Below are 24,573 nucleotides of genomic sequence, written 5' to 3' on the forward strand. Positions count from 1 at the left end.
GCACACCGCTCAGCAAAAGGGGCTGCACATGATCATCAATCACCCCCTTCTTGGCCCCCGCGACAGCGCCGAATTCGTCTATCTGGGTGCCGCGGAACTGATGAACCGCCCCGACCCCGAAACGGCCAGCGCCGACGACTGGCACGACTACGCCTACCTGCGCGACAACCCGGCAGGCACGCACCGCGAGCTGTGGTTTCACGAGGGCGGCGACCGTTCGATCCTGATCGTCACGCGCGACACCACCACGCACGAGATCTCTGCCGTGGAACTCGCGCGCAGGGGGGCACCAAAATGACCCAGAAAAACCGCCTCGATGGTGGGCAGATCGACCGCAACACAACGCTCAACTTCACCTTTGATGGCAAGACATACGCGGGCCACCCCGGTGACACGCTGGCCTCTGCCCTGCTGGCCAACAACGTGCGTCTCATGGGGCGATCGTTCAAATACCACCGCCCGCGTGGCCCCCTGACCGCCGGGTCCGAAGAACCAAACGCCATCGTCAAATTGCGCAGCGGCGCGCGGCAGGAACCCAACACGCGCGCCACCACTGCAGAACTGTTTGAGGGGTTGGCGGCAAAATCGCAAAACCGCTGGCCCAGCCTCGCCTTTGACGCGATGGCGATCAACGACCGGTTCTCGAATTTCCTGACGGCGGGGTTCTACTACAAGACCTTCATGTGGCCCGCCGCCTTCTGGGAAAAGCTCTACGAGCCGATCATCCGCAAAGCCGCCGGTCTCGGCTCTCTCTCGATGCAGGCCGATCCCGATGAATACGACAAAGGGTTCCGCCACTGCGATCTGCTGATCATCGGCGCGGGGCCTGCTGGCCTCAACGCCGCCCTCACCGCAGGGCGTGCGGGCAAACATGTCATCCTCGCGGATGAGGATTTCCGCATGGGCGGGCGGCTGAACGCCGAAACCCTCAACATCGCGGATATGACCGGGGCCGATTGGGCCGCGCACACGGTTGCCGAACTCAGCGCCCTTCCAAATGTCCGCCTGATGCCCCGCACCACGGTGATCGGGGCCTTTGATCACGGCATCTACGGCGCAGTCGAGCGGATCAGTGACCACCTCGCCACACCGCCCACCGGCAAACCCCGCCAAATTCTCTGGCGCATCTATGCCAAACAGACCCTGCTCTGCGCCGGGGCCACCGAACGCCCCATCGCGTTCGAAAACAACGACCGCCCGGGCATCATGCTGGCGGCGTCCTTGCGCGCATACGCCAACCGCTGGGCCGCCACGCCCGCCCAACGCATCGCGATCTTTACCAACAACGATGATGGCCACCGCACCGCGCAGGATCTGCACACCAAAGGGGTCAAGATCGCCGCCGTGATCGACACGCGCCCGGACGCTCCGCGCAGCCACGACTACGAAGTCCTGCGGGGCGCACAAATCAGCGACACCAAGGGGCGGCTTGGCCTCACCTTTGCCGAAGTGACCCTGTCCGATGGCAGCAACCGCACCGTTGAGTGCGGCGCGCTGGGCGTGTCGGGCGGCTGGAACCCGAACGTGCACCTGACCTGCCACCAGCGGGGTCGGCCCACATGGGACGACACGCTGGCCGCCTTCGTCCCCGGCGGCACGCTGCCACCCGGCATGACGGTTGCAGGTGCCGCGAACGGCACGTTCTCGACCCACGGTGCGCTCAAATCCGGGGCAGACGCAGCGCGCAAAGCACTAGGTATCAAAGGCCGCGCGCCCGCCGTGCCGGACGCCGAAGATGCTCCCATAACCCAGACCCCATTCTGGTATGTCGAGGGCTGCTCCCGCGCCTGGCTCGATCAACAAAATGACGTCACGGTCAAAGACGTCAAACTCAGCCATCAGGAAGGGTTCCGCTCCGTCGAACACCTCAAGCGCTACACGACGCTCGGCATGGCCACCGACCAGGGCAAAACATCGAACATGGGCGGCCTCGCCATCATGGCCGAGCTTGCGGGCAAGTCGATCCCCGAGGTCGGCACCACCATCTTCCGCCCGCCCTACACCCCCACGGCCATCGGCGCGCTGGCGGGGCGGATGCGGGGCAAGGAGTTCCACCCGACCCGCCTGACCCCCTCGCATTTCTGGGCCAAGGAACGCGGCGCGGTCTTTGTCGAGGTCGGCAACTGGTTGCGCGCGCAGTGGTTCCCGCTGCCCGGTGAAACCCATTGGCGGCAATCAGTGGACCGCGAGGTCACCGCCACGCGGGCGTCCGTCGGCGTGTGCGACTGCACGACGCTGGGCAAGATCGACGTGCAGGGCACGGATGCGGCCACGTTCCTCAACAAAATCTACTGCAACGGCTTTGCAAAACTGGCTGTGGGCAAGACGCGCTATGGCCTGATGCTGCGTGAAGACGGGATCGCCATGGACGATGGCACCGCAGCGCGTCTGGCCGAGGACCAGTTTGTCGTCACAACGACCACCGCGAATGCGGCAAAGGTCTATCAGCACATGGAATTCGTCCGCCAATGCCTGATGCCCGACGCGGATGTGCAATTGATCTCCACCACCGAGGCGTGGGCGCAATATGCCGTGGCGGGACCAAACTCGCGCCGCCTGCTGCAAAAGATTGTGGACAGCGACTACGACATCTCGAACGAAGGCTTCCCCTTCATGGCCTGCGCCAACATCACCGTCTGCGGTGGCCTGCGCGCGCGGCTATTCCGCATCTCGTTCTCCGGCGAATTGGCTTTCGAGATTGCGGTGCCGTCCCGCTACGGCGACGCGCTGATGCGCAAGCTGATGGAGGAGGGCGAGGAATTTGACGTCACGCCATATGGCACCGAAGCGCTCGGGGTGATGCGCATCGAAAAAGGGCACGCGGCGGGCAATGAACTCAACGGCACCACCACCGCACTGAACCTCGGCATGGGGCGGATGGTGTCCAAGGCCAAGGACAGTATCGGATCAAAGCTCTCCGAACGCCCCGGCCTGAACGAGGCGGACGCGCTGATGCAAGTGGGCCTGCGACCCGTCGATGCGGGTGACAAGGTGACGGCGGGTGGGCACCTGATGAACGCCACCGGCCCCGTCGATGCCAAGCATGATCAGGGCTATGTCACCTCCGCCGCCTATTCCCCCACGCTGGGCAGCATGATCGGCCTTGGGTTCCTCAAGGACGGGGGCAATCGTATGGGCGAAACCCTGCGCCTCGTGTCCCCTGTCACCGATCTGACCGTCAAGGTCGAGGTCGTCTCCGCCCATTTCGTCGACCCGGAAGGAGAGCGTGTCCGTGCATGATCTGACCCCCATCACCGCCCTTGGCGGAACAGCACCGCGCACCGACACGGTGGGCGACGTGACCCTGACCGAAGTGCCGGATGTGTCTCTGGCCTCCGTCGCCGCACGGGTCGGGCAAGAGGACCTGTGCGCCACGCGTCTGGCGAAACTGCTGGGCGCCACGGCACCCGAACCGGGTCGCGCGTCGTCCGGTGACCCCTATGCCGCGCTCTGGACAGGACCAAATCAATGGATGCTCAGCGCCGATTTCAACACGCACGAGGACATCGCCGCCGATGTCAACGCGCATTTGACCGACGCCGCCTCAGTGACCGAACAGACCGACGCATGGGTATGTTTTGACCTGACCGGGCCGCGTATCAATGCGGTGCTGGAACTGCTCTGCAATATCGACCTGACCCGGTTTGACACTGCCAACGCAACGCGCACCTCCATTCACCACCTGGGATGTTTCGTGATCAGTACAGAGGCCGGTCAATCGGTGCGTATCCTCGGGCCACGCGCGTCCGCCGGATCCCTGCACCACGCCATCACCACGGCAATGGCGTCCGCACTCTAGGCCGGCGGCAAGGGCACGTTGCCCTGCACGCGGAACGAGTTGATCTGCCTGCGGTCCTCCTGCGGGTTCACCCCAAACGCCGCGCGGTAGTGCGTCAACAAGGGCGTGGCCGAGGTGTATCCAACCGCCTGCGCGATGTGCGACATGCTCTGCTTGGAATACAGCACCAGTTGCCGCGCGGCTTTCATCCGCATGCTGCGATAGTAATGCGTGGGGCTCTGCCCCGTGGCTTTCTTGAACGCTCGTTCGACCTGGCGCGGGGTCACCTGTAGCTGCGCTGCGACCTCGGCCACGGAAATCGGTTGCTCCATATGGGCGGCAAACAGTGCCACGGCGCGCGCCACCAGCGGGGGCAGATCGGGTGCCGCACTTGGACGCATGGGGATACGCTGCTGCACCCCGTGCCCGCGCATCGTCGCATGCTGAAACCAACAGGCGACCTCATGCGCCATGTGCGCCCCCAACCGATCCTCGATCAACTGCAACGCCAGATCAAACGCAGAGGCGGCGCCGGACACGGTGATGCGGCGGCGATCCACGGTGATCACGTCGCCGGTCATCTCAATATGCGGAAACGCGTCGCGAAACGCAGTCTCATAGCACCAATGCACCGAACACCGATGTCCCTCGATCAGACCGGCGCGGGCCAGCGCAAAGACCCCGCCACTGATGGCACCAAGGGTGACACCATGCCGGTCCAGACGGCGCAACGCCCCGTTGCCCTGCCTTGCGTCCTCAAACGCACTGGTCGGCGCGCCCAGCACAAACAGAAGGCTCACATCGCCCACATCGGCAAGCCGCGCATCCGGCTCAAACGCCACACGCGCGCTCGAGATCGTGCGCGCACCACTTTCCGACACCACGTCCCAATCGAAAACCTCGACGCCCGCGATCTCGTTGGCGGCGCGCAACGGCTCGATGATCGAGGTCAGACAGGCCATCGGAAAGCCGGGAAAGATCAGAAAACCGACTTTGAATATTTCACTGCCATTCAACTTTTAGGTTCTCTCGTGAAAAAACTGCCGTATGGTACTCAAATATAGGCCGAGAACGGAATTGTTTAGCGGTAATGGGCTGCTTAGAAAGCGGACAACGTGAACGTAGAAAAAATCGAACCGGAAATGGTCAATAAACTGACGCAAGACCCGCACAGAACGCGCGATGGCGAGCGGGAAAAGGTGCTGGAGGTGGCCATTGGCCGCGAAGTGCGCGCATTTCGCCGGAAACAGGAAATCACCGTGGCCGAGCTTGCGCAGATTACCGGTCTGTCCATCGGGATGCTGTCCAAGATCGAGAACGGCAACACCTCTCCGTCGCTGACCACGCTGCAACTTTTGGCCAACGCGCTTTCCGTGCCGCTCACCAGCTTTTTCCGCCGGTTCGAGGAAAGCCGCCAGGCGGTGCATACCAAGTCGGGCGAAGGCGTCACCATCGACCGCGAGGGCACGCGCGCCAACCACCAGTACAACCTTTTGGGCCATATCGGCTCCAACGCGTCAGGCGTGATTGTTGAGCCGTACCTGATCACGCTCACCGCGGAATCAGACGTGTTTCCCACCTTCCAGCATGGCGGGATCGAAACGATTTACATGCTCGAAGGCGAGGTGGATTACCGCCACGGCGATGATGTCTATGCGCTCAGACCGGGTGACACGCTGTTCTTTGACGCGGATGCCCCGCACGGGCCCGAAAAACTGGTGACGTTGCCCGCGCGCTACCTGTCCGTGATCAGCTATCCCCAAAACGCCTGAGCGCGCATCAATGCCCCATGTTGTGGACCTGGTCGGTGATCTGTTCTGCAAATCTGGCGTTCTGATCGGCCAACGTCTTGATTTCATTGGCAACAACGGCAAACCCCTGACCGGCCGGGCCGCTGCGTGCGGCCTCAATCCGGGCGTTCACCGACAGCATCGACAGCGCCCGTACCGATCCGGTGATCTGCTGGGTCAGGCCAACGATATTTGAGCTGGCCGCCTCAATTTCCGCAATCCGATGCTCCAGCGACTCGCGCAGGGCTGATTCCGCTTCGGCTCCCACCACCAGCCCTTGCAGGTGGCTCAATTTGCCATCCTCAAAGATCGCTGTGCCGCGTTCGCGCACCCACACGTGGTGGCCCTGCCGGTGCACCAGCCTGTGTGTCATGTCCCAGCTTTTGCCCGCCTCAATCGCCGCGTCGACCTCGCCAAAGACCCGGTCGCGGTCAATCTCAGGCGTCAGCCCCACATAGGACACGCCCGCATTGTGCAGGATCTCACTTTTGGCATAGCCAGTGATCCGCTCCACGCCGTCGGTCATGTACTCCATCGTGTAATCGCTGTCGTTTCGGCAGCGATAGACAAAGGCATGTATATCGCCGAACACACTTTCGAAAATGCTGTCCATTTGCCCTCCAACGGATTGGAGGACGCTACCCAATAATGGCTAACAAGACGTTATCAGGTGGACAGCGGCGGCTCCGTTTCGGCATCGGGCCAGACGCCGGGCGAGGTGGGCAACCCATCATCGAATTTCGACAGGTAATCCAGCATCATGGGCCGGTTGTCGATGAACCCCTTATAGGTCGCCAACTCGACCGGCAGGTCGCGCACCACGCGGTGCAGGCGGCGGCCCCATTTGGGCATCGTCATCAAGTCCTGAAAGCTGCACAGATAGCACCGGATCGGGAACACCAGCGCATTGGACCGTGGCAGGCGGAAGAACGTCTGCAATTCGACCCGCAAGTGCTGTTTCGCGCCGATATTCTCGGGCGTCAGCGTGGTCTTTTGAATGCCCCACTTGTGGTAGTTTTCGGGCGATGTATCCAGCAGCGGATTGACTGTCATCGTCCAGTTGAGCCGCCGCGCGGGCGCGCCCTGCTGGATGTTCAGCAGGAACTTCAGCGCGCGGACAAAGATGCCCTTTTCATGGGCCAACGGCACCGGCGCGTGCCATTCGAAAAAGTTCATGCCGATGTCGAAATCAAGGCTCCAATCGGCCTGGGTCGTCACCATCCCTGCGTCCATCCATAGGTTGTTGTCGCGCTGATCCAGCACGCAGAAATCGCCCTGCGTCTGGCGCGTGATATATTCCATCGGGCCATAGGGCAGGGTGGTTTCGTCCAGAAAGGTGAACGTGTCATCAATGCCCAGGGGCTTGTTCACCCAGCGCCACTGATCGCCATCGCGGTGCAGCTCGAACAGGTCCGGGTAATCCTCGGACTTCGACACCATGATCAGCTCCAACAGGTCCCACCCCGCCAGCGTCATATGCGGCAGCGACTGGCAGCGCAGCGGATCATCGGCCAGCACCATCGCCCGGTCGCGCATCTCGGCCACGTAGTGCTCGTCCACATCGAACCGCTTTTCATAGACCGACCCCTCGGGCCCGCCCCGATGCTGCTCCATGTTGACGGCATACATGTAGCTGTCTTCGTGGAACGGGAACGGAAAGCGTTTGATCGCCCAGTCCGAGTTGCGGAACGAATAGTCGTCGCGGAACGTCTCGTCGTTGAATTGAATGGTCATCGTTCAAGCTCCAATGTCCCGATAAAGCGGCTGACGCAGGGCATGATCTTTTTGCCTGCCGCGTGCTGATCCTCTTCCAGCCAGTGATCGCGGTGGATAAACTCACCATCCGCGCGCGCCACATCCGTTTCGCACTGCCCGCAGGATCCGCCCCGGCACAGGAATGGGGCCTCGACCCCGGCGCGTTCGATGGCTTCCAGCAGGCTTTCGTGTTCGCCCACGGTGATGGTCTTGTCGGATTTGCACAGGCGCACTTCGAAGGGCACGCCGGGCGCAGGGGCCAGGAATTCCTCGGAATGCACATGATCGTCGGGCCACCCGGCGGCTGAGGCCGTGGCGTGGACCCAATTGATCATGCCCTTTGGCCCGCAGACATAAGCATGGGTGCCGAGCGGCTGCCCGTCCAGCAACCCTTCCAGATCAATCGCCTGGCTCTGATCGTCGTAGTACACATGCACCTTGTTGGGATGCTTGTAGGTCAGCTGGTCCACATAAGTTCCCAGCGCCTCGGTCCGGCAGGCATAGTGCAACTCCCACGCGCCTCCCATCCGCTCAAGCTGCGCGATCATGGACATGAAAGGTGTGATGCCGATGCCGCCTGCGAAAAACACGTGTTTGCGCGCCCGCAGATCGAGAGAGAACAGGTTCACCGGATAGGTGATCGTCATCTCGTCCCCAACGGACACGTTGCGGTGCATGAAGAGCGAGCCTCCACGCCCTTCGTCATCGCGACGTATGGAAATGGCGTAGGTGGACAGGTCGCCAGGGTCCGACATCAGCGAATAAGGGTTCAGGCGGGCGCGATCCCCGTCCTGCATGGTCACAACCGTATGCGCACCACCGGAAAACGGCGGGAACTGCGCGCCATCGCGACGCTGAAACTCAAAACGCGTGACAAGATCATTCAACGGCACGACAGCGGACACAACCACGTCGATCTTCTCGGCACCGGGTTTGGCTTTTTGCGGGGCGGCGCTCATTCGTAGATCCCCTTTGGCGCGGGCACATTGCCCGGATCTTCGGCGTCGATGCAGACACCCTGATAGGCGGCCAGACGGCGCGAGTAATGGTCACGGACAAACAGGTTCAGCCCGCAATGGCTGCACACGAACGGATCGGTTTCAACGTCCTCGGTGATACCCTTGCAATGCACGCATTGCATGCGGCGCGCGACAGACCCGCGATGTTCGGTCTGAATGGCGGTGTGCGGAATACCCGCCATCATCGCCTCGTTCTGGGCCTGACCCATCAACCCTTCGGTCCCGGTCAGGTACACCTGCAAGCCCATATGCGCGTCCTGCAACACACGGCGGATACGGGACACAGCGGCGGCGTAACTCGGCCCCTCGTAAAACTGCGCGGGGTTCAGGGCGCGCAACTGGTCAGCGAACGCAGTGCCGCGCGGAATATAGATGATGTGGGTCTTGGCCATCAGATCGGGCGTCGCGATCCCCAGGATCGCCTCGGCCCCTTCGGCATCCGCGATCATCAGATGCGCCTTGCCCGGACGCGCCTCCAGCGTGCCATAAACCGGCCTGCTCTTGATCGACGGGGGAAATTCAAACTTCGACATACCTGTCCTCGTCACGTGAAAAGGGCGCCCGGACAAACCGTGCGCCCCCTTGGAAATCAGCCCTTAGCGGTGCGGATCGTCTTGTCCTTGTCATAGAACGGCATTTCTTCCGCTGTTGCGGCCAGTTCGGTGCCATCCGGCTGCACAACGGTCAGCTTGGTGCCGGGGCTTGCCACCGACGGATCAAGCCGCGCAATGGCGACGGAATAGCCGTTCAACTCGGATGACAGACCATAGGTGATCACACCCACGTCCTTCCCGTCCGCGTGCACACGCGCGAACATTTCCATCTGATCCATGGCACCGCCTGACAACTGCACACCGTAGATCTTGAACCGCTCCTTGCCCTTCATCGCATAGTGGTTCTCGGACCCGATGAAGCCCTCCTTGCCGGGCGAGACGGTGAAATCCAGACCCAGCTCCCACAGGCTGTCGCCCGCAGGCGCGCCATCGGCAAAGGGGAAGGTTTCCGAGTTATCGCCGGGATAGAACAGCAGATAGCTTTCAATCCGCAGCATATCGAGCGTGCTGAACTGCGTCGGACGCACATCGTCGCCGCCAGTCTCAAGCACGTTGTCCCAGATATGCACCGCATCCTTGGCGCGGCAGAAAATCTCGTACCCGCGCTCACCGGTGTACCCGGTGCGCGAGATCATCACGTCGCGACCAAAGAGCCGCCCCTGCCAGATGCCGAAATAGGCCAGATCGCGGATGGCGGGGATCTCCTTGGCGAGGATATCGACCGCCTTGGGGCCCTGCAACGACATGTCGTGCAGATCGTCGTCCATGATCACGGAACAGTTCTTGGCCGCAGCCACAGTCGTCAACTGCTCCATCCCGATGCCCGTGCCATGCACGACCAGCCAGGAATTGACGGCGATGTGATAGATCACACAGTCGTCCACAAACAAACCGCGATCATCCAGCATACAAGCGTAAACCGCGCGGCCCGGTGCAATCTTTTCGACGTTGCGGGTGGTCACACGGTCAATGACATAGGCGGCGTCCTCGCCCACCACATGCACCTTCTTCAGGCCCGACACGTCCATCAGGCCCGCCTTGGTGCGGATCGCCTCGTAGTCGGCTTTGGCACGCTCGGGCGTGTTGTCATAGAACCATGCGGTCCCCATGCCATTCCAGTCTTCCAGCTCTCCACCGATCTCGGCGTGGCGTGCGGCAAGTGCCGATGTTCTCCATAGAATGGCCATGGTGTTTTTCCCTGTTCGTTATGAGTCTTGTTGCGACGTATTGAGCCTCAGCCCATTTTGAAAAGCAAGAATACGATGCAACTTTTTTTCCTGTTGGGCAAATGATGAACGGAAAAGGGGCGACCACTGGCCGCCCCTCACGCACGTCTGGCGTGCCTACTTCTCGAATTGCTTGGTCTTGGCGCTCTCGGTCTTTTGCCCAAAGAGCAGAACCGCCACGCAAATCACGGCTGCGATCAGGGTGTAGAGGCCCGGCATGGCCGACCCCCACCCCATGAACATGGCCCCGTCGACAACCGACCAGCTTGCTTCGTCATATGGAAAACCCATGGTCTTCTCCTTTTCTGTTCGATTACTCGCCGGGCGCCAGGTTGACGCCAGGTGCGGGGATGCCTTCGGGATAGCCCTCGGCTGGCACCTTGACCATGTCCATGCCTGCGACCTCTGCGCCCTCGGGGATGCGCAGCATGCCGAACATTTTCAGGATGAACGACACCACGTATCCCGGCACGAACCCAAGCAGGAAGAAGACAACAGCCCCTACAATCTGGCCCATCAGGCTGATTGTCGGCACTTCGCCCGCCGCACCCTGCAACGCAGGGAAACCTGCGCCGAACACGCCCAGCAGAACCACGCCATAAAGGCCGATTGTGCCGTGCACGGTAACCGCGCCCACCGCATCGTCGATGCCGCGCTTTTCCAGCCATGTGGCACAGGGTTTCAGGATCACACCCGCCGAGAAGGCGATGATAAAGGCCAGCGCAGGGAAGTAGATATCAAGGCCCGAAGCGGTCGAGATGATCCCCGCAAGTGCGCCCGACATCATCCAGAACGGATCACGTGTCAGGACCCATGCACCGATGATGCCGCCTGCAACCGCCATCAGGATGTTGAAGGACAGCGCCGACAAAGTGATGGGTGTGCCGTAGATGGTGGACGGCTTGTCTGCAAACCAGCTCCACGCCTCGCCGGGCACGATAACGCACGCCATGAGGAAACCCCAGAAGCCCACGATGATCAGCATCAGGCCGGTTACCGTCAGCGGCATGTTGTGGCCCGCGATGTGGTTGGCGCTGCCATCGGCGTTGAACTTGCCGATACGTGGCCCAAGGTTGATCAAAACGCCCAGGGCAAAGAACCCGGCGACCGCGTGCACAAGGCCCGCCGCACCAAAGTCATGCACGCCCCATTGCGTGACCAACCAGCCATCTGCGTGCCAGCCCCAAGCGGCGGCCACGACCCAGGCGAACGACCCAAGGACGACAGCAAGGATAACAAAGCCGACGGTCTGGATGCGCTCGATCACGGCGCCCGACATGATGGAGGCTGTGGTCGCGGCGAACAACGCAAAGGCACCAAAAAACACGCCGGATGCCTGATCCGCGATGTTCGGCCCCATGTACTGCGCGCTTTCACCCCAACCCCATGCAATACCGTTGGCGTATTCCACGCCCGAGATACCCGCAGGCCCCGGTGCGCCCGGCAAACCCGTGGGGAAACCCCAATAGACCCACCAGCCAAAGAAGTAGAAGGTCGGGATCATGAACGCGAAGGCGAGGATGTTCTTGACCCCCGAACTCAGCACGTTCTTGAGACGCGATGCCCCCATTTCATAGGCCAGAAACCCCGCATGAATGATGATCATCAGCGGGATGGTCAAATAATAGAATGTCTCGGCAAACATGGTATTGGTCGTACCACTTTTGCTCTGGAGCGCGGCAATCTGTGCCGTCAGCTCTGCGATTTGCTCTTCCACGATGAACCCCCGTGTTGGACTGTTGGCTTTTGTGCGCCGTCGTTTGCACTGCGCGACGCTGGCCAAATTGAACCACGACAGGTTTCTTCTGGCGACTCTTTTTTTAACTGAAGTGAAAATTAGTTTCCCTTTGGTTGAGCATGTGCTGTAACGGTGATAGCGTTCGAGTCGAACGACAGATCACTTTTTGGGAGGGCCTTCGCCATGTGCGGGATCGTCGGACTTTTTCTGAAAGACACCTCGTTGGAGCCGCAGCTTGGCGACATGCTGACCGACATGCTGATCACCATGACCGACCGCGGCCCCGACAGCGCGGGCATCGCGATTTATGGTGAGGAAACAACGGGTAACGCCAAACTGACGGTGCAGTCAGACACCCCCGATGTCGACCTTGACAAGCTCGACAACGACCTGCGCAAGCGCATCAAGGGCAAGGTGTCGATGGCCATCAAAGACACCCACGCGGTGCTCTCCATTCAGGCCGATCAGGTGGCTGCGGCGCGCGAAATTCTGGGCGAAATCCGCCCCGGTGTGCGGGTGATGAGCCACGGCTCAACACTGGAAATCTACAAGGAAGTCGGGCTGCCTAAAAATGTGGCAGACCGCTTCGATATCCGCAAAATGTCCGGCACGCACGGCATCGGCCACACACGGATGGCGACCGAATCTGCTGTGACGACTATGGGCGCACACCCGTTCAACACCGGGATCGACCAGTGCCTTGTGCACAACGGATCGCTTTCCAACCACAACTCGCTGCGCCGCAAACTGCGCCGCCTCGGCGTGCATATCGAGACCGAAAACGACACCGAAGTCGGCGCCGCCTACCTCACCTGGAAAATGCAAACCGGCGCGACCCTTGGCGAGGCGCTGACCTCCAGCCTCGATGACCTCGACGGGTTCTTTACCTTTGTTGTCGGCACCAAGGACGGGTTTGGCGTGGTCCGTGACCCCATCGCCTGCAAGCCCGCCGTCATGGCTGAAACCGATCAATATGTGGCCTTCGGCTCCGAATACCGCGCGCTCGTGAACCTGCCGGGGATCGAGACCGCCAAAGTGTGGGAACCCGAACCCGCAACCGTCTATTTCTGGTCGCACAACGCGGCCCCAACCGCGCAAGAGAAAGCGGCGTAAATGCAAACATTTGACCTTGAGGCCGAGGGCCTGCGTGCACTCAATTCCACGCTTCATGCCCAGGCCGCCAACACAAACCAGACCCATTGGGAAATCGTGAATCCCAAGGGCAGCCACGCCATCGCCGTGGGCCTCGACGCCCCGATCGAGGTGAATATCAAAGGCTCCACCGGCTACTACTGCGCGGGCATGAACAAGCAGGCGACCGTGCACGTGCACGGCTCTGTCGGGCCGGGCACGGCCGAAAACATGATGTCCGGCATGGTTGTCGTCGAAGGGGACGCCTCGCAATACGCAGGCGCCACCGGCCACGGCGGCACGCTAGTGATCAAGGGCAACGCCTCCTCGCGCTGCGGCATCTCGATGAAGGGGATCGACATCATCGTGCACGGCAACATCGGGCACATGTCGGCCTTTATGGCGCAATCGGGCAACCTCGTGGTGTGCGGCGATGCAGGCGAAGCCTTGGGCGACTCGCTCTATGAGGCGCGGCTGTTTGTGCGCGGATCGGTCAAATCCCTCGGTGCGGACTGCATCGAAAAAGAGATGCGCCCCGAACATATCGCACTGCTCGAAGAGCTGCTGGAACGCGGCGGCTGCGACGCCAAGGCGTCCGAGTTCAAACGCTATGGTTCGGCCCGCCAGCTCTACAATTTCAACATCGACAACGCGTACTAAGGGGGCCGACACATGAAAGATGACCACAACGGTGCTCCGCGCACGATGCCGATCCAGTCGGCCACGTTCTCCAACCCCGTCAACGCCGAAATCCGGCGTGCGGCGGCCACAGGCATCTATGACATTCGCGGTGGCGGGGCCAAACGCAAGCTGCCGCATTTCGATGACCTTCTGTTTCTGGGCGCGTCCATGTCCCGCTACCCGCTCGAAGGATACCGCGAACGCTGCGACACCAACGTGACGCTGGGCACCCGGTTTGCCAAAAACCCGATCAAGCTCGACATCCCGGTCACAATCGCGGGCATGTCCTTTGGCGCGCTGTCGGGCGGTGCCAAAGAGGCACTGGGCCGTGGGGCCACCATGGCAGGCACCTCGACCACGACCGGTGACGGCGGCATGACCGAGGAAGAGCGCGGCCATTCCAACAAGCTGGTCTATCAGTACCTGCCCTCACGCTACGGCATGAACCCTGACGATCTGCGCCGTTGCGACGCGATCGAGATTGTGGTGGGGCAGGGCGCGAAACCTGGTGGCGGCGGCATGCTGCTGGGTCAGAAAATCTCTGACCGCGTGGCCGAAATGCGCAACCTGCCCAAGGGGATCGACCAACGGTCCGCCTGTCGGCACCCCGACTGGACCGGCCCCGACGATCTGGAAATCAAGATCCTTGAGCTGCGCGAGATCACCAATTGGGAAAAGCCGATCTATATCAAAGTCGGCGGCGCGCGTCCCTATTTCGACACGACACTGGCGGTCAAGGCCGGCGCGGATGTTGTCGTGCTGGACGGGATGCAGGGCGGTACGGCGGCGACGCAGGATGTGTTCATCGAACATGTGGGTCAGCCCATTCTCGCCTGTATCCGCGAAGCCGTGCGCGCGCTACAGGACCTCGACATGCATCGCGAGGTGCAGCTTGTTGTCTCCGGCGGCATCCGTACGGGTGCGGATGTGGCCAAGGCCATGGCGCTTGGCGCAGACGCCGTTGCCATCGGCACTGCCGCCCTGATCGCGCTCGGCGACAACGATCCCAAGTGGGAGGCCGAGTACAACGCGCTCGGCACCACTGCCGGGGCCTATGACGACTGGCACGAGGGGCAGGACCCCGCAGGCATCACCACGCAGGACCCTGAGTTGATGAAACGCTTTGATCCCATCGAAGGGGGGCGGCGGCTCAACAACTATCTCAAGGTCATGACGCTCGAGGCGCAGACCATCGCGCGCGCCTGCGGCAAGAACCACCTGCACAATCTTGAGCCCGAAGACCTCTGCGCGCTGACGCTTGAGGCTGCGGCCATGGCGAAAATCCCGCTCGCCGGGACAGACTGGTACCCCGGCAAGCCCGGCACCTCTTACTAAATTCCTAACGAAGGGCGCGGCCATCACGGCACGCGCCCTCGCCACATAAAGACCAACAGGAACAGACAGATGACCACTGATCTTGCCAAGTTCGCCGCCGAGAATGGCGTCAAATATTTCATGATTTCCTTCACCGACCTCTTTGGCGGTCAACGGGCCAAACTGGTGCCCGCCCAGGCCATTGCCGACATGCAAGAGGACGGCGCGGGCTTTGCCGGTTTTGCCACCTGGCTCGACATGACGCCCGCGCATCCCGACATGCTGGCCGTGCCGGACCCGTCCTCGGTGATCCAGTTGCCGTGGAAGCCAGAAGTCGCGTGGGTCGCTGGCAACTGCGTGATGGAGGACGAGGACGTCGCCCAAGCCCCCCGCAACGTGCTGCGCCGCTTGATTGACGAGGCCGCCGCCGAAGGGCTGCACGTCAAGACCGGGATCGAAGCGGAGTTCTTCCTGCTGACACCCGAAGGCGACCAGATCAGCGATCCGTTCGATACGGCGGCCAAACCCTGCTACGACCAGCAGGCCGTGATGCGCCGCTATGACGTGGTGCGCGAGATTTGCGACTACATGCTCGAACTGGGCTGGGGACCGTACCAAAACGACCACGAGGACGCGAACGGGCAGTTCGAGATGAACTGGGAGTTCGACGACGCGTTACGCACCGCCGACAAGCACTCTTTCTTCAAGTTCATGACCAAGTCTGTGGCCGAGAAACACGGCTTCCGCGCCACCTTCATGCCCAAGCCGGTTGAGGGTTTGACGGGTAACGGGTGCCACGCCCACATCTCTGTCTGGGACGCGCCCGGTGCTGATGCCAAGACCAACGTGTTTGCGATGGAACCCAATGACAGCAGCCAGACGGCAGAGCTGGGTCTGTCGGAAAAGGGCCGCCACTTCCTCGGCGGTATCATGAAGCACGCCAGCGCGCTGGCCGCGATCACCAACCCGACCGTGAACAGTTACAAACGCATCAACGCGCCGCGCACGATGTCGGGGGCCACATGGGCGCCCAACACGGTGACGTGGACGGGCAACAACCGTACTCACATGGTGCGCGTGCCGGGTCCTGGCCGGTTCGAACTGCGCCTGCCCGACGGGGCGACGAACCCCTACCTGTTGCAGGCGGTGATCATCGCGGCGGGTCTCGACGGTATCCGCACGCAGGCCGACCCCGGCAAGCGTCACGACATCGACATGTACGCCGAAGGGCACAAGGTGCGCGGTGCGCCAAAGCTGCCGTTGAACATGCTAGATGCCTTGCGCGAATACGACAAGGACAAGGGATTGAAGGCGGCGATGGGCGAGGAATTCTCGGCCTCTTACGTCAAGATGAAGACGCAGGAGTGGAACGACTTTACCTCGCACTTCTCGCAGTGGGAAAAGGACAACACGCTCGATATCTGAGCGGGTGTCCCCGCGGGGACAGGCTGTTCGCAGCGGTTACCCATTCTTTGCGATTTCGAAATCTGCGCGCGGGATCAAACACTTGGTTCTGCGCGCGGTGCGTTTGGGTGATCTTAACCGGATGTCTGGCACCCTGACGCAGATGGCGGGCGGTCGCGTTTTCTAGCGCAGCCACCCTGTTCGCGCGGCGATGGTAGAGTACCAAAACAGCGCAGCACCCACCAGCAAGGCGAGGATCGTGCTGGGGGACATGCCGACCACCGAAACCGTCTGGACCATGGTGATGCCGGTGGCCAACGGCGACACAAAAAGCGCGGAGGTGGCCATCCGCCTGCGCAGCAGCAGCAGGATGCACCCAACCGCCCCGGCAAAGACGGCAAAGCCGAAGGCCAGCGTGGCCCACAGCGGGCGCACGGCTATGATCAGCTGATAAAGCTCGGGCATCTGGGCCACGGCATCCGGGTTCATCTGGGTGACAAAGTTGAGGCACCCCATCAGGTTCCACGCCAATCCAAGCCCGGCGATGATCCAGAAACTGAAATGCGGTTTGGTCATGGTCTATCCCGTCTGTTCAGGCGCAATCATCCGCTCAAATCCCACTCAAGTACACCGCAAATCGCACGAAACACATTTTACTGTGGTTCAAAATTGTTGACTTGTAGGGGCGATGGCGGTGGAATTGGATCATCGCACAAACAGCCAGGAGAGTCGCAAAATGCCCAAACGTATCGCCATCATCGGGGCGGGGCCTTCGGGTCTGGCACAATTGCGCGCTTTTCAGTCCGCGAAGAAAAACGGCGAGGATATTCCCGAGATCGTCTGCTTTGAAAAACAGTCGAATTGGGGTGGGTTGTGGAACTACACCTGGCGCACGGGCGTGGACCAATATGGCGAGCCTGTGCACGGGTCGATGTACCGCTATCTGTGGTCGAACGGTCCCAAAGAGGGGTTGGAATTTGCCGACTATTCCTTTGAGGAGCATTTCGGCAAGCAGATCGCATCCTACCCGCCGCGCGCGGTGCTGTTCGACTATATCCAAGGTCGTGTTGAAAAGGCGGGTGTGCGCGATTGGATCCGGTTCGAGACGGCGGTGCGCCGGGTTGAATTTGAGGACGGCATGTTCCGTGTGACGGTCAAGGACCTGCCTGCGGACAACGAATATACCGAAACCTTCGATCACGTGATCTGTGCCTCGGGCCACTTTTCAACGCCGAACGTGCCGGAATTTCCGGGATTCGAGTCGTTCAAGGGCCGCGTGCTGCACGCGCATGATTTCCGTGACGCGCTGGAGTTCAAGGATCAGGATATTCTGATCGTCGGCACCAGCTATTCCGCCGAAGATATCGGCTCGCAGTGTTGGAAGTACGGTGCGAAGTCGATCACCGTGTCACACCGCACGGCGGCGATGGGGTATGATTGGCCCGACAACTGGGCCGAGGTTCCGCTGCTGACGCATGTTGACGGCAAAACGGCGCACTTCAAGGATGGCACCAGCCGCGATGTGGATGCGGTGATCTTGTGCACCGGCTATCAGCACCATTTCCCCTTCATGGCTGAGGATCTGCGCCTGAAGACGGCGAACCGGCTGGCGACGGCGGACCTCTATAAAGGGGTCGCGTTTGTGGACAATCCGGCGCTGTTTTACCTTGGCATGCAGGACCAGTGGTTCACCTTTAACATGTTTGACGCGCAGGCCTGGTGGGCGCGGGATGTGATCATGGGCAAGATCGCGATGCCGTCAAAGGCCGAGATGGAGGCCGACGTGGTCGACCGTGTGGCGCGCGAGGATGCGGGCGAGGACGACTATGACGCGATCTGGTATCAGGGTGACTACATCAAGGAGTTGATCGCCGAGACGGATTACCCGTCCTTTGACGTCGAGGGGGCCTGTCAGGCGTTCAAGGCGTGGAAAGGTCACAAGAAACAGGGGATCATGACGTTCCGCGACAATGGTTATGCGTCGGTGATAACCGGGACCATGGCGCCCAAGCACCACACGCCGTGGGTGGATGCGCTGGACGATAGTCTGGAAGTGTATTTGCAGAACTAGGGTGCTGCGATCCGCAGGAAGACATAGGTTTGCTGTAGCGCCCCTTTGTCTTTGATCGACACCGCGATCTGCGCGGTGTCAGTGTGGAACGTGCGCAAGTCGTAGCTGTCGGGGTGGTTCACGTCCTGATCCGAGACGGGTTGCACATCAAGGCAAGCTGTCGTGGCCTGTAGCACCGCGTTGAACGCCTCTGTGGCTTCGGGTGCGCGGTAGGCGAAGGGCCAGCGGCAATTCTGCGCGCGTGTGCCCGAGAGATCGAGCGATGTGCTGCATGTGCCCTTGGTGCCGTCCGGCAGGGCAAGGGTTGCGTGTTGATCTGTCAGGCTGGCGCAGAACGTGTCGGCGTGGGCGATGGTTGCGCAGGCGAGGCACAAGAGTGTGGCGCGGATCATGGGGCGACCAACTGTTCGCCTTCGACCAGTTTGAAGGGCGTTGGCGGAGTTTTCTTGCTGACCCAGTAGAACGTGCCGTCCCATTCCATCACAAACCATCCTTCCCAGTCGGCATCGCGGGGCCAGATGCTTTGGTATTCGTCTTTGTCCGCGTCGATGCGCCATTGGCCGAGGGCCGACCGCGCGCCCTGTTGCGCGTAGATGGTCGTGCCGTCGGGGGAGAAGTATTGGCGGTATGCTTGACCCTGCCATTTGCCGATAGCGGTGTTGCCGGACAGGAGCGCGTCGATTTCGTGCGCCTTGAGTTTGACCGACTGGGCATGGGCGGGCAGGGCGAGGGCGATGAGGCCGACGATGAACGCGCGGCGGATCATGAGCGGGGCCGCTCTTTTTTCGGGTCGTAGTGGGCGAAGGGGACGATTGTGGCAGGCAGCCGTTTCTGTTGGCCGTCGAGTTTGCCAATTTCCAGTTGTGTGCCAGTGTCCGCATGGGCCACGTCGATGCGGGCCAGCGCGATGTTCTTGTCCAGCAGGGGCGAGCGCATGGAGGACGTGACTTCGCCCACCTGGGCGCGTCCGATGTGGATGCAGTCACCGTGATCGACCTGCACATTGCTGTCGATGTCGAGGCCGACGAGCTTGCGGCTGGGGTGTTCCTTGCGCCGGATCAGGGCGTCGCGCCCGATGAAGTCGTCGGGTTTTGATTTGAGCGGGACGGTGAAGCCGATCCCCGCCTCGAACGGGTCGGTTTGGTCGGAGAAATCGTAGCCGGCAAAGATCAACCCCGCCTCGATCCGCACCATGTCGAGCGCCTCTAGCCCCATGGGGCGCAACCCGTGGTCTTGCCCCGCCTCCCAGATCGCGTCGAAGAGTTCGGGGGCGTGTTTGGGGTGGCACATCACCTCGTAGCCCAGCTCGCCCGTGTAGCCGGTGCGCGAGATCACGAAGGGCGTGCCGCTTTCGTTGTTGAGCCGGGCGGGGGTGAAGCGGAACCAGCCCAACTGGTCGAATTCGGGGTTGTGCGGCGCGGTCCAGACGATCTTGCGCAAGAGGTCGCGGCTTTCTGGTCCCTGGACGGCGACGTTGTGCAGCTGGTCGGTGGAGGAGCGGACGAGAACCTTGAGCCCCAGTTTCTTCGCTTGTTCGCGCAGCCAGTCGCCGCCGTAGTCGTTGCCGCCGATCCAGCGGAAGTTGTCCTTGCCCAGCCGGAATACGGTACCGTCGTCGATCATGCCGCCGTTTTCATAGCACATGGCGGTGTAGACCACGCCGCCGACAGCGAGCGTTTTCATGTTGCGGGTGAAGACATATTGGCAGAGCGCTTCGGCGTCCGGCCCCGTGATCTCGAACTTGCGCAGGGGCGACAGGTCCATGATCACGGCCTTTTGGCGGCAGGCCCAGTATTCCTCGATCGGGCCAGCCTCGGCAAAGCAGTTGGCGAGCCAGTAGCCGTTGTATTCGATGAAATTCCGGGTGTGCTTGGCGAATTGATCGTGAAAGCCGGTTTGTTTGGTCATTTTGGGGTCCGCATCAGGGGTGGGCCGGTAGGCGACGCTGCGTTGGAAGGTCTCGCGCCCGCTATAGGTGCGCACGTGGATGTCGGTGGGGTTCCAGCCGTTGGCCGCCGTGGTGTCGTCGGGGCAGGCGGAGGACACGCAGACGATGTCGGTGAGCGCGCGGAGCAGAACGTAGTCGCCGGGGCGCGACCATGGTTCGTCCGAATACATCACGCCGTGTTCGTCGAGAAAGGTGTTGAAGAAGAAGTTGATCGCCATCCAGCCGGGGCGGCCCGTGACGTTGAACTCAGCCAGCGCAGTGTTGAAGTTTTCCGAGCAGTTGGCGTGGCCGGGATAGCCGATGTCGTCGTAATATTTGGCGGAACAAGCCAGCGCAAAGGCGTCGTGGCGTCCGCAGGTGTCTTGCACCACTTCGACCAGCGGCAGCATTTCCTGATCGTAGTATTTCGCGTGCAGACCAGGCATGGGATAGGCGTGGCCCATCAGCGTGCGGGTAGTTGTGACGTCGAGCGCGTGTTCGATGCCCTTGTCGAGTTTGCGCGCGGAAAAGCATTCAAAATCCGTGCACTGTCGACCATCCACGTCGATGATCTGGATGTAGTCGCCCGCTTTGACAAAGAACGCCTCGGCCGTTTGGGTGTGGACACGGATGTCGGCCACAGGGTCGGCCAGCGGGTCGGGCAATTCGAATTTCACGTGGCTTTTGATCGTGGCGCGCTGGATCAGCACGGTCAGGGGGGTCACGGTATCCTGCGCTTCGAAATCCATGGCGTCGCCGGGGGCTGCGATGATCAGCGTACCGTCACGCAGAACGCGCATCGCCTCTTCGGCCTTGGCGCGGGTGCCTGCATCGAACAGGCGCACGGCGCGCGCGGCGGCCATGTCGATCTTGCGGGCGTCGAGCCCCATGCGCAGCCCGCGCAGGGATTGATCATGGCCCGTTAGCAAGGCCCGCAATCCGTCGGCGGGCGCATCGGCAGGGCGGTCCAGCAGGCTGTCATCCGCGCGGCCCTGCGCATCGGCGCAGACCACTTCGCAGACCTGTCCGCCTTCGTCATTGATGACGGTCACCTGATCCCCGGCCTCGACCGGGATCAGGACCGCGCCGCCGCCTTGCACCACATAGCGTTCGGTGCCCCGTGGCATGGAAAATTGCGCAGGTTGGATAATCTGGCTTGGGCGCGGTGGACCGGGCCTTACATTCGGATATGGGGTGTCGAGCATATGCGCCTCCCACGCTGTGCGAATTTGCACTAGCGGAATAAATATTTAACTGTGAGAATACTCGGGACACCGTTCCGCTGCAAACAAAAGGGGCATCGCGCCGTGAGAAAATCAATCCCCGCAGCGGTGGTCAGCCCATGGGCGCGCTGACCCTTGGCCTGATTGCGGCCCTGTGTTGGGGCGTGCATGACACGCTGGTGCGCTACATTTCGCAACGGGTGGGGGTGTTTCAGTCGCTTTTTCCGGTGCTTGTGAGTGGGTGCATTGCGACCACGGGCCTCGCGTTGATCCTTGGGGCTGGTGGGCTTGCCGGGAACGCGGGTCTTTATGCGGCGGCGTCGGGCGTCATTTTTGGCCTGACGGGGGCCGCGTTTTACCGGGCCTTGGCGATTGGGCCGGTGCGGGTTGTCGCGCCGATTGTCGCGGCCTTTCCCATCCTGTCGGTTGGTTGGGCGGTGATGAACGGGCAAGAGGTCACCGTCCTGCAATGGGGTGCGGTGCTGATTGTTGTGGCGGGATGCGGTTTTGTTGCGGCGACGTCCAAAGATGAGGATGGCGCGGGAGCGCAGCCCGCGGCGATCATGTGGTCGGTATTGGCGGCTGTTGGATTTTCTGTGTCTTTTGCGATGGGGCAATTGTCGGTCGAAGGCGGGGCCGAGATGACAGCGATTGCGGCAGCACGGGTCGGGGCGGTTGCGGTTGTTGGCCTGTTGGCCGTGGTGTTGCGCCAGCCCGTGATGCCCCCGGCGTCGGCCTTGCCCATTCTGGTGGTGATGGGGGTGCTGGATGCCATCGCCATTGGGGCCGTGATGCTGGCGGGATCGTTTGCCTATCCGGCGTTTGCGTCGGTGGCGGCGTCGACATTCGGGGTTTTGACCATCATCCTCGCCGCTGTTTTCCTGCGCGAAGCGGTGGCCCGCATCCAGTGGGTCGGGATTCTGATCGTGTTTGCGGCGATTGGTTATCTGGCCGTTTGACGGCCCGCATAGGTCAGCAACTGGATGCTTTTGCGTGACCGCATTTGTGAGGGTGTGACGCCGTATTCCGCTTTGACCGCCTTGGCCATTGTTGTGCATGATCCGAACCCGCAGGCGATGGCGATGTCGATCATCGGCAGCAGCGATTCCTCGATCATGGTGCGGGCGCGTTTGACGCGGAGGCGTTTGTAGAACCGGGCCGGGGTGTCGTTGAACGTGGTGCGAAAGACGCGTTCCATGTGGCGGGTGGAATAGCCGACCTGGGCCGTGATCTGGGTCATGGACATGGGTTCGTTGACCGTATCCTCCATCAGGCGGATCACCTCGGTCAGGCGGGCGTCGAACAGCCCTTCGTTGTCGGCCATGCATTTGGGTTGCTCGGCGTCGCTTTTGCGGATGGTCTGGAGCAGCAGGTGATTGCCCAGTTCGGCCACTTGCGGGCTGGTCAGATAGGGCGCGACGAGGCCGACCATCAGTTCGAGCGTGGCGCCGGCGCCAGCGGCGGTGATGATCCCGTCGGAGTTTTCGCTGAGGTGGGATGTGAGTTTCGGGTGGTAGCCGGTTTCGGTCAAGGGCGTGATGTCGCGCCAGTGGGTTGTCACGTGGCCGCTGGGGGCCTTGGTCGCCTTGATGAACGCGGTGGCGGCGTCCGACAGCAGGACGACTGTGCGCGCCTTGCGCTGCATCGCGCGGGCGCGTGTCAGCCAGCTGCCGTTCGCGGCCCCTTTGCCGCCAACCACGACCATCATGTCCGGCAGGCGGTGGTCGACAATGGCCGGTTCCGCGCGCACCAGTGCGCCCTGGTCGCTGGTGACGAGGCCTGGGGTGTCGGTACTGAAGCGCCAGGAGAAGAGTGCGCGCCCCAGAAGCGTGTTGGCGGTGTTGAGCACGTGGGTGATCGAGGTGAGCTCTAGCCCGCTGAAGCCTTTGCCCATGTGGATTTCGATCACGCGCGATTGCACATTGGCGTCGATCTGTGCGGCCACGTCAAAGCGGGTGTCGGGTTTGCCCATCTTACCCGACCCTCGGGTGTGCGTTGTGGGTCTGGATTTTGTGATTGTGCAGGCGTGCCTGAGCTGCGCTCGGTTGGCGGGCTGTGGCGGTGCGCTGGTGGGTGTTGTGTTTCACGGTACGTATAGGTCTTGGCAGCTGCGAATATCTGGAAGACCGTTGCGCAATTATTCTTTAAATGCAACTTTTTTTACTGATGGTGTGAGTTGTTGTTTGGCGGCTGTGGTCCGGGCAGATGTCACTGCCCGGACCGTGCGGTTGTGAAAAGCGCTTACTTGAGCGCCTCGACCACCAGTTCGGCGACAGCGTGGGATGAGTTCGGGTTTTGCCCAGTCATCAGGTTGCCATCGCGCTGGGCGTGGGCGGTCCAGTCTTCGAGGCTCGCATATTGCCCGCCGCGCGCGATCAGCGTGTCCTCGAGCAGTTGCGGCATCACCTTGGTCAGGCCCACGGCCTCTTCTTCGGTGTTGGAAAAGCCGGTGACCTTGCGGCCTTTGACGATGTATTCGCCCTGCGGATCCTTGGCATTGGCCAGCACAATCGGGCCGTGGCAGACGGCGGAGACGGGCTTGTTCTGCGCCCAGAACGCTTCGATCAGGTCGATGGAGGTCTGGTCGTTTACCAGATCCCACATCGGGCCGTGACCGCCGGGGTAAAAGATCGCGTCGTAATCGGCCTCGCGCACATCGGCCAGCTTTTTGGTGTTCGCCAAAAGCGCCTTGGCCTCTGCGTCCGCCTCGAAACGGTGGGTGTCGTCGGTCTTGAAATCGGGGACGTTGCTTTTGGGGTCAAGCGGGGGCTGGCCACCTGCGGGGGAGGCCAGTTCGACGTCGATGCCTGCATCGCGGAAGGCGAAATAGGGCGCTGCGAATTCTTCGAGCCAGAAGCCGGTTTTTTCACCCGTGTCACCGAGTTTGTCGTGGGATGTGAGAACCATCAGGATTTTCTTGGTCATGTGATGTCCTATGACTTTTGCGAAGGCGCAGAAGGCG

The 24,573-nt window shown here is 61.6% G+C and carries 24 protein-coding genes; 10 read left to right on the forward strand and 14 right to left on the reverse strand.

Annotated elements, in window-relative coordinates; translation table 11 throughout:
* Positions 1 to 28: 28 nt before the first annotated feature.
* Genes Q0936_RS07980 through Q0936_RS07990 form a run of 3 tightly spaced genes read left to right on the forward strand, consistent with a single transcriptional unit; the run spans position 29 to position 3,799 of the window.
* On the forward strand, positions 29 to 298 hold the full coding sequence (locus Q0936_RS07980; protein ID WP_299297079.1) for a sarcosine oxidase subunit delta: 270 nt from the start codon (positions 29 to 31) through the stop codon (positions 296 to 298).
* Positions 295 to 3,240 carry a sarcosine oxidase subunit alpha family protein gene (locus Q0936_RS07985; RefSeq protein ID WP_299297077.1) on the forward strand — a complete coding sequence of 982 codons (2,946 nt, stop codon included), beginning with the start codon at positions 295 to 297 and terminating at the stop codon, positions 3,238 to 3,240. Before Q0936_RS07980 ends, Q0936_RS07985 begins: the two co-directional genes overlap by 4 nt.
* A complete protein-coding gene (locus Q0936_RS07990) occupies positions 3,233 to 3,799 on the forward strand; it encodes a sarcosine oxidase subunit gamma (protein ID WP_299297074.1) in 567 nt (188 codons plus the stop codon). Before Q0936_RS07985 ends, Q0936_RS07990 begins: the two co-directional genes overlap by 8 nt.
* Here Q0936_RS07990 and Q0936_RS07995 read toward each other — a convergent pair.
* The gene (locus Q0936_RS07995) at positions 3,796 to 4,794 is read right to left on the reverse strand and encodes a GlxA family transcriptional regulator (RefSeq protein WP_299378007.1); all 999 of its coding nucleotides are present in this window, start codon (positions 4,792 to 4,794) and stop codon (positions 3,796 to 3,798) included. The genes Q0936_RS07990 and Q0936_RS07995 overlap by 4 nt on opposite strands.
* A gap of 126 nt (positions 4,795 to 4,920) precedes the next feature.
* Between Q0936_RS07995 and Q0936_RS08000 the strand changes: the two genes are divergently transcribed.
* Positions 4,921 to 5,550: an XRE family transcriptional regulator gene (locus tag Q0936_RS08000; protein ID WP_299142275.1), complete on the forward strand. Its 630-nt coding sequence runs from the start codon at positions 4,921 to 4,923 to the stop codon at positions 5,548 to 5,550.
* Between the two features lie 7 nt (positions 5,551 to 5,557).
* On the opposite strand, the gene Q0936_RS08005 is transcribed toward Q0936_RS08000, so the two are convergent.
* The 7 genes from Q0936_RS08005 to Q0936_RS08035 form a co-directional block, all read right to left on the reverse strand.
* Complete coding sequence (locus Q0936_RS08005; protein ID WP_299297070.1) at positions 5,558 to 6,181, reverse strand: PAS domain-containing protein; 624 nt, start codon at positions 6,179 to 6,181, stop codon at positions 5,558 to 5,560.
* A gap of 53 nt (positions 6,182 to 6,234) precedes the next feature.
* Positions 6,235 to 7,302 (reverse strand): DUF3445 domain-containing protein, encoded by a 1,068-nt coding sequence (locus Q0936_RS08010; protein ID WP_299297068.1) that lies wholly within the window; start codon positions 7,300 to 7,302, stop codon positions 6,235 to 6,237.
* The gene (locus tag Q0936_RS08015) at positions 7,299 to 8,282 is read right to left on the reverse strand and encodes a PDR/VanB family oxidoreductase (RefSeq protein ID WP_299297066.1); all 984 of its coding nucleotides are present in this window, start codon (positions 8,280 to 8,282) and stop codon (positions 7,299 to 7,301) included. Before Q0936_RS08015 ends, Q0936_RS08010 begins: the two co-directional genes overlap by 4 nt.
* Positions 8,279 to 8,875: a dimethylamine monooxygenase subunit DmmA gene (gene dmmA / locus Q0936_RS08020; protein WP_299297064.1), complete on the reverse strand. Its 597-nt coding sequence runs from the start codon at positions 8,873 to 8,875 to the stop codon at positions 8,279 to 8,281. The genes Q0936_RS08015 and dmmA overlap by 4 nt, the downstream gene beginning before the upstream one ends.
* Positions 8,876 to 8,931: 56 nt before the next feature.
* The gene (locus tag Q0936_RS08025; RefSeq protein WP_299297062.1) at positions 8,932 to 10,083 is read right to left on the reverse strand and encodes an aminomethyltransferase family protein; all 1,152 of its coding nucleotides are present in this window, start codon (positions 10,081 to 10,083) and stop codon (positions 8,932 to 8,934) included.
* Positions 10,084 to 10,239: 156 nt separating this feature from the next.
* On the reverse strand, positions 10,240 to 10,413 hold the full coding sequence (locus Q0936_RS08030) for a hypothetical protein (RefSeq protein WP_299142187.1): 174 nt from the start codon (positions 10,411 to 10,413) through the stop codon (positions 10,240 to 10,242).
* 22 nt (positions 10,414 to 10,435) lie between these two features.
* Positions 10,436 to 11,839 (reverse strand): ammonium transporter, encoded by a 1,404-nt coding sequence (locus tag Q0936_RS08035; protein WP_299142185.1) that lies wholly within the window; start codon positions 11,837 to 11,839, stop codon positions 10,436 to 10,438.
* A 204-nt stretch (positions 11,840 to 12,043) separates the two neighbouring features.
* On the opposite strand from Q0936_RS08035, the gene Q0936_RS08040 reads away from it, so the two are divergent.
* The 4 genes from Q0936_RS08040 (at position 12,044) to glnT (ending at position 16,411) form a co-directional block, all read left to right on the forward strand.
* A complete protein-coding gene (locus tag Q0936_RS08040; protein WP_299297060.1) occupies positions 12,044 to 12,973 on the forward strand; it encodes a glutamine amidotransferase family protein in 930 nt (309 codons plus the stop codon).
* Entirely contained in the window at positions 12,974 to 13,651 is a 678-nt protein-coding gene (locus Q0936_RS08045; protein ID WP_299297058.1) for a GXGXG domain-containing protein, read from the forward strand.
* Positions 13,652 to 13,663: 12 nt separating this feature from the next.
* Positions 13,664 to 15,007 carry an FMN-binding glutamate synthase family protein gene (locus tag Q0936_RS08050; RefSeq protein ID WP_299142181.1) on the forward strand — a complete coding sequence of 448 codons (1,344 nt, stop codon included), beginning with the start codon at positions 13,664 to 13,666 and terminating at the stop codon, positions 15,005 to 15,007.
* A gap of 69 nt (positions 15,008 to 15,076) precedes the next feature.
* Entirely contained in the window at positions 15,077 to 16,411 is a 1,335-nt protein-coding gene (gene glnT / locus Q0936_RS08055; RefSeq protein ID WP_299297056.1) for a type III glutamate--ammonia ligase, read from the forward strand.
* A 162-nt stretch (positions 16,412 to 16,573) separates the two neighbouring features.
* Here glnT and Q0936_RS08060 read toward each other — a convergent pair whose 3' ends face one another.
* Entirely contained in the window at positions 16,574 to 16,966 is a 393-nt protein-coding gene (locus Q0936_RS08060; RefSeq protein WP_299297054.1) for a hypothetical protein, read from the reverse strand.
* 160 nt (positions 16,967 to 17,126) lie between these two features.
* On the opposite strand from Q0936_RS08060, the gene Q0936_RS08065 reads away from it, so the two are divergent.
* Complete coding sequence (locus Q0936_RS08065) at positions 17,127 to 18,461, forward strand: NAD(P)/FAD-dependent oxidoreductase (protein ID WP_299297052.1); 1,335 nt, start codon at positions 17,127 to 17,129, stop codon at positions 18,459 to 18,461.
* Here the strand turns inward: Q0936_RS08065 and Q0936_RS08070 are convergent.
* The 3 genes from Q0936_RS08070 to Q0936_RS08080 are packed head-to-tail and all read right to left on the reverse strand — an operon-like array spanning position 18,458 to position 21,593.
* Positions 18,458 to 18,853: a hypothetical protein gene (locus Q0936_RS08070; RefSeq protein ID WP_299297050.1), complete on the reverse strand. Its 396-nt coding sequence runs from the start codon at positions 18,851 to 18,853 to the stop codon at positions 18,458 to 18,460. The two genes, Q0936_RS08065 and Q0936_RS08070, sit on opposite strands and share 4 nt — an antisense overlap.
* Positions 18,850 to 19,227 (reverse strand): hypothetical protein, encoded by a 378-nt coding sequence (locus Q0936_RS08075; protein WP_299297047.1) that lies wholly within the window; start codon positions 19,225 to 19,227, stop codon positions 18,850 to 18,852. The genes Q0936_RS08070 and Q0936_RS08075 overlap by 4 nt, the downstream gene beginning before the upstream one ends.
* Positions 19,224 to 21,593 (reverse strand): aminomethyltransferase family protein, encoded by a 2,370-nt coding sequence (locus Q0936_RS08080; RefSeq protein WP_299297045.1) that lies wholly within the window; start codon positions 21,591 to 21,593, stop codon positions 19,224 to 19,226. The genes Q0936_RS08075 and Q0936_RS08080 overlap by 4 nt, the downstream gene beginning before the upstream one ends.
* Before the next feature lie 137 nt (positions 21,594 to 21,730).
* Here Q0936_RS08080 and Q0936_RS08085 point away from each other — a divergent pair, with 137 nt between their 5' ends.
* Positions 21,731 to 22,570 (forward strand): DMT family transporter, encoded by an 840-nt coding sequence (locus Q0936_RS08085; protein WP_299297043.1) that lies wholly within the window; start codon positions 21,731 to 21,733, stop codon positions 22,568 to 22,570.
* On the opposite strand, the gene Q0936_RS08090 is transcribed toward Q0936_RS08085, so the two are convergent.
* Together Q0936_RS08090 and Q0936_RS08095 are read right to left on the reverse strand one after the other, a co-directional pair.
* Positions 22,555 to 23,583 carry a helix-turn-helix domain-containing protein gene (locus Q0936_RS08090; protein WP_299297041.1) on the reverse strand — a complete coding sequence of 343 codons (1,029 nt, stop codon included), beginning with the start codon at positions 23,581 to 23,583 and terminating at the stop codon, positions 22,555 to 22,557. The two genes, Q0936_RS08085 and Q0936_RS08090, sit on opposite strands and share 16 nt — an antisense overlap.
* A gap of 269 nt (positions 23,584 to 23,852) precedes the next feature.
* Positions 23,853 to 24,536 (reverse strand): type 1 glutamine amidotransferase domain-containing protein, encoded by a 684-nt coding sequence (locus Q0936_RS08095; protein ID WP_299297038.1) that lies wholly within the window; start codon positions 24,534 to 24,536, stop codon positions 23,853 to 23,855.
* Between the last annotated feature and the right edge of the window lie 37 nt (positions 24,537 to 24,573).

Origin of the sequence: uncultured Tateyamaria sp. (assembly GCF_947488715.1) — a bacterium.
In the GTDB taxonomy this organism is placed as follows: Bacteria; Pseudomonadota; Alphaproteobacteria; order Rhodobacterales; family Rhodobacteraceae; genus Tateyamaria.

Coding starts and splice junctions, on each gene's coding strand:
- Q0936_RS07980 (WP_299297079.1), top strand. CDS start 29: ATGATCATCAATCACCCCCTTCTTGGCCCCCGCGACAGCGCCGAATTC.
- Q0936_RS07985 (WP_299297077.1), top strand. CDS start 295: ATGACCCAGAAAAACCGCCTCGATGGTGGGCAGATCGACCGCAACACA.
- Q0936_RS08000 (WP_299142275.1), top strand. CDS start 4,921: ATGGTCAATAAACTGACGCAAGACCCGCACAGAACGCGCGATGGCGAG.
- Q0936_RS08005 (WP_299297070.1), bottom strand. CDS start 6,181: ATGGACAGCATTTTCGAAAGTGTGTTCGGCGATATACATGCCTTTGTC.
- Q0936_RS08010 (WP_299297068.1), bottom strand. CDS start 7,302: ATGACCATTCAATTCAACGACGAGACGTTCCGCGACGACTATTCGTTC.
- Q0936_RS08015 (WP_299297066.1), bottom strand. CDS start 8,282: ATGAGCGCCGCCCCGCAAAAAGCCAAACCCGGTGCCGAGAAGATCGAC.
- dmmA (WP_299297064.1), bottom strand. CDS start 8,875: ATGTCGAAGTTTGAATTTCCCCCGTCGATCAAGAGCAGGCCGGTTTAT.
- Q0936_RS08025 (WP_299297062.1), bottom strand. CDS start 10,083: ATGGCCATTCTATGGAGAACATCGGCACTTGCCGCACGCCACGCCGAG.
- Q0936_RS08030 (WP_299142187.1), bottom strand. CDS start 10,413: ATGGGTTTTCCATATGACGAAGCAAGCTGGTCGGTTGTCGACGGGGCC.
- Q0936_RS08040 (WP_299297060.1), top strand. CDS start 12,044: ATGTGCGGGATCGTCGGACTTTTTCTGAAAGACACCTCGTTGGAGCCG.
- Q0936_RS08045 (WP_299297058.1), top strand. CDS start 12,974: ATGCAAACATTTGACCTTGAGGCCGAGGGCCTGCGTGCACTCAATTCC.
- Q0936_RS08050 (WP_299142181.1), top strand. CDS start 13,664: ATGAAAGATGACCACAACGGTGCTCCGCGCACGATGCCGATCCAGTCG.
- glnT (WP_299297056.1), top strand. CDS start 15,077: ATGACCACTGATCTTGCCAAGTTCGCCGCCGAGAATGGCGTCAAATAT.
- Q0936_RS08060 (WP_299297054.1), bottom strand. CDS start 16,966: ATGACCAAACCGCATTTCAGTTTCTGGATCATCGCCGGGCTTGGATTG.
- Q0936_RS08065 (WP_299297052.1), top strand. CDS start 17,127: ATGCCCAAACGTATCGCCATCATCGGGGCGGGGCCTTCGGGTCTGGCA.
- Q0936_RS08070 (WP_299297050.1), bottom strand. CDS start 18,853: ATGATCCGCGCCACACTCTTGTGCCTCGCCTGCGCAACCATCGCCCAC.
- Q0936_RS08075 (WP_299297047.1), bottom strand. CDS start 19,227: ATGATCCGCCGCGCGTTCATCGTCGGCCTCATCGCCCTCGCCCTGCCC.
- Q0936_RS08080 (WP_299297045.1), bottom strand. CDS start 21,593: ATGCTCGACACCCCATATCCGAATGTAAGGCCCGGTCCACCGCGCCCA.
- Q0936_RS08085 (WP_299297043.1), top strand. CDS start 21,731: ATGGGCGCGCTGACCCTTGGCCTGATTGCGGCCCTGTGTTGGGGCGTG.
- Q0936_RS08090 (WP_299297041.1), bottom strand. CDS start 23,583: ATGGGCAAACCCGACACCCGCTTTGACGTGGCCGCACAGATCGACGCC.
- Q0936_RS08095 (WP_299297038.1), bottom strand. CDS start 24,536: ATGACCAAGAAAATCCTGATGGTTCTCACATCCCACGACAAACTCGGT.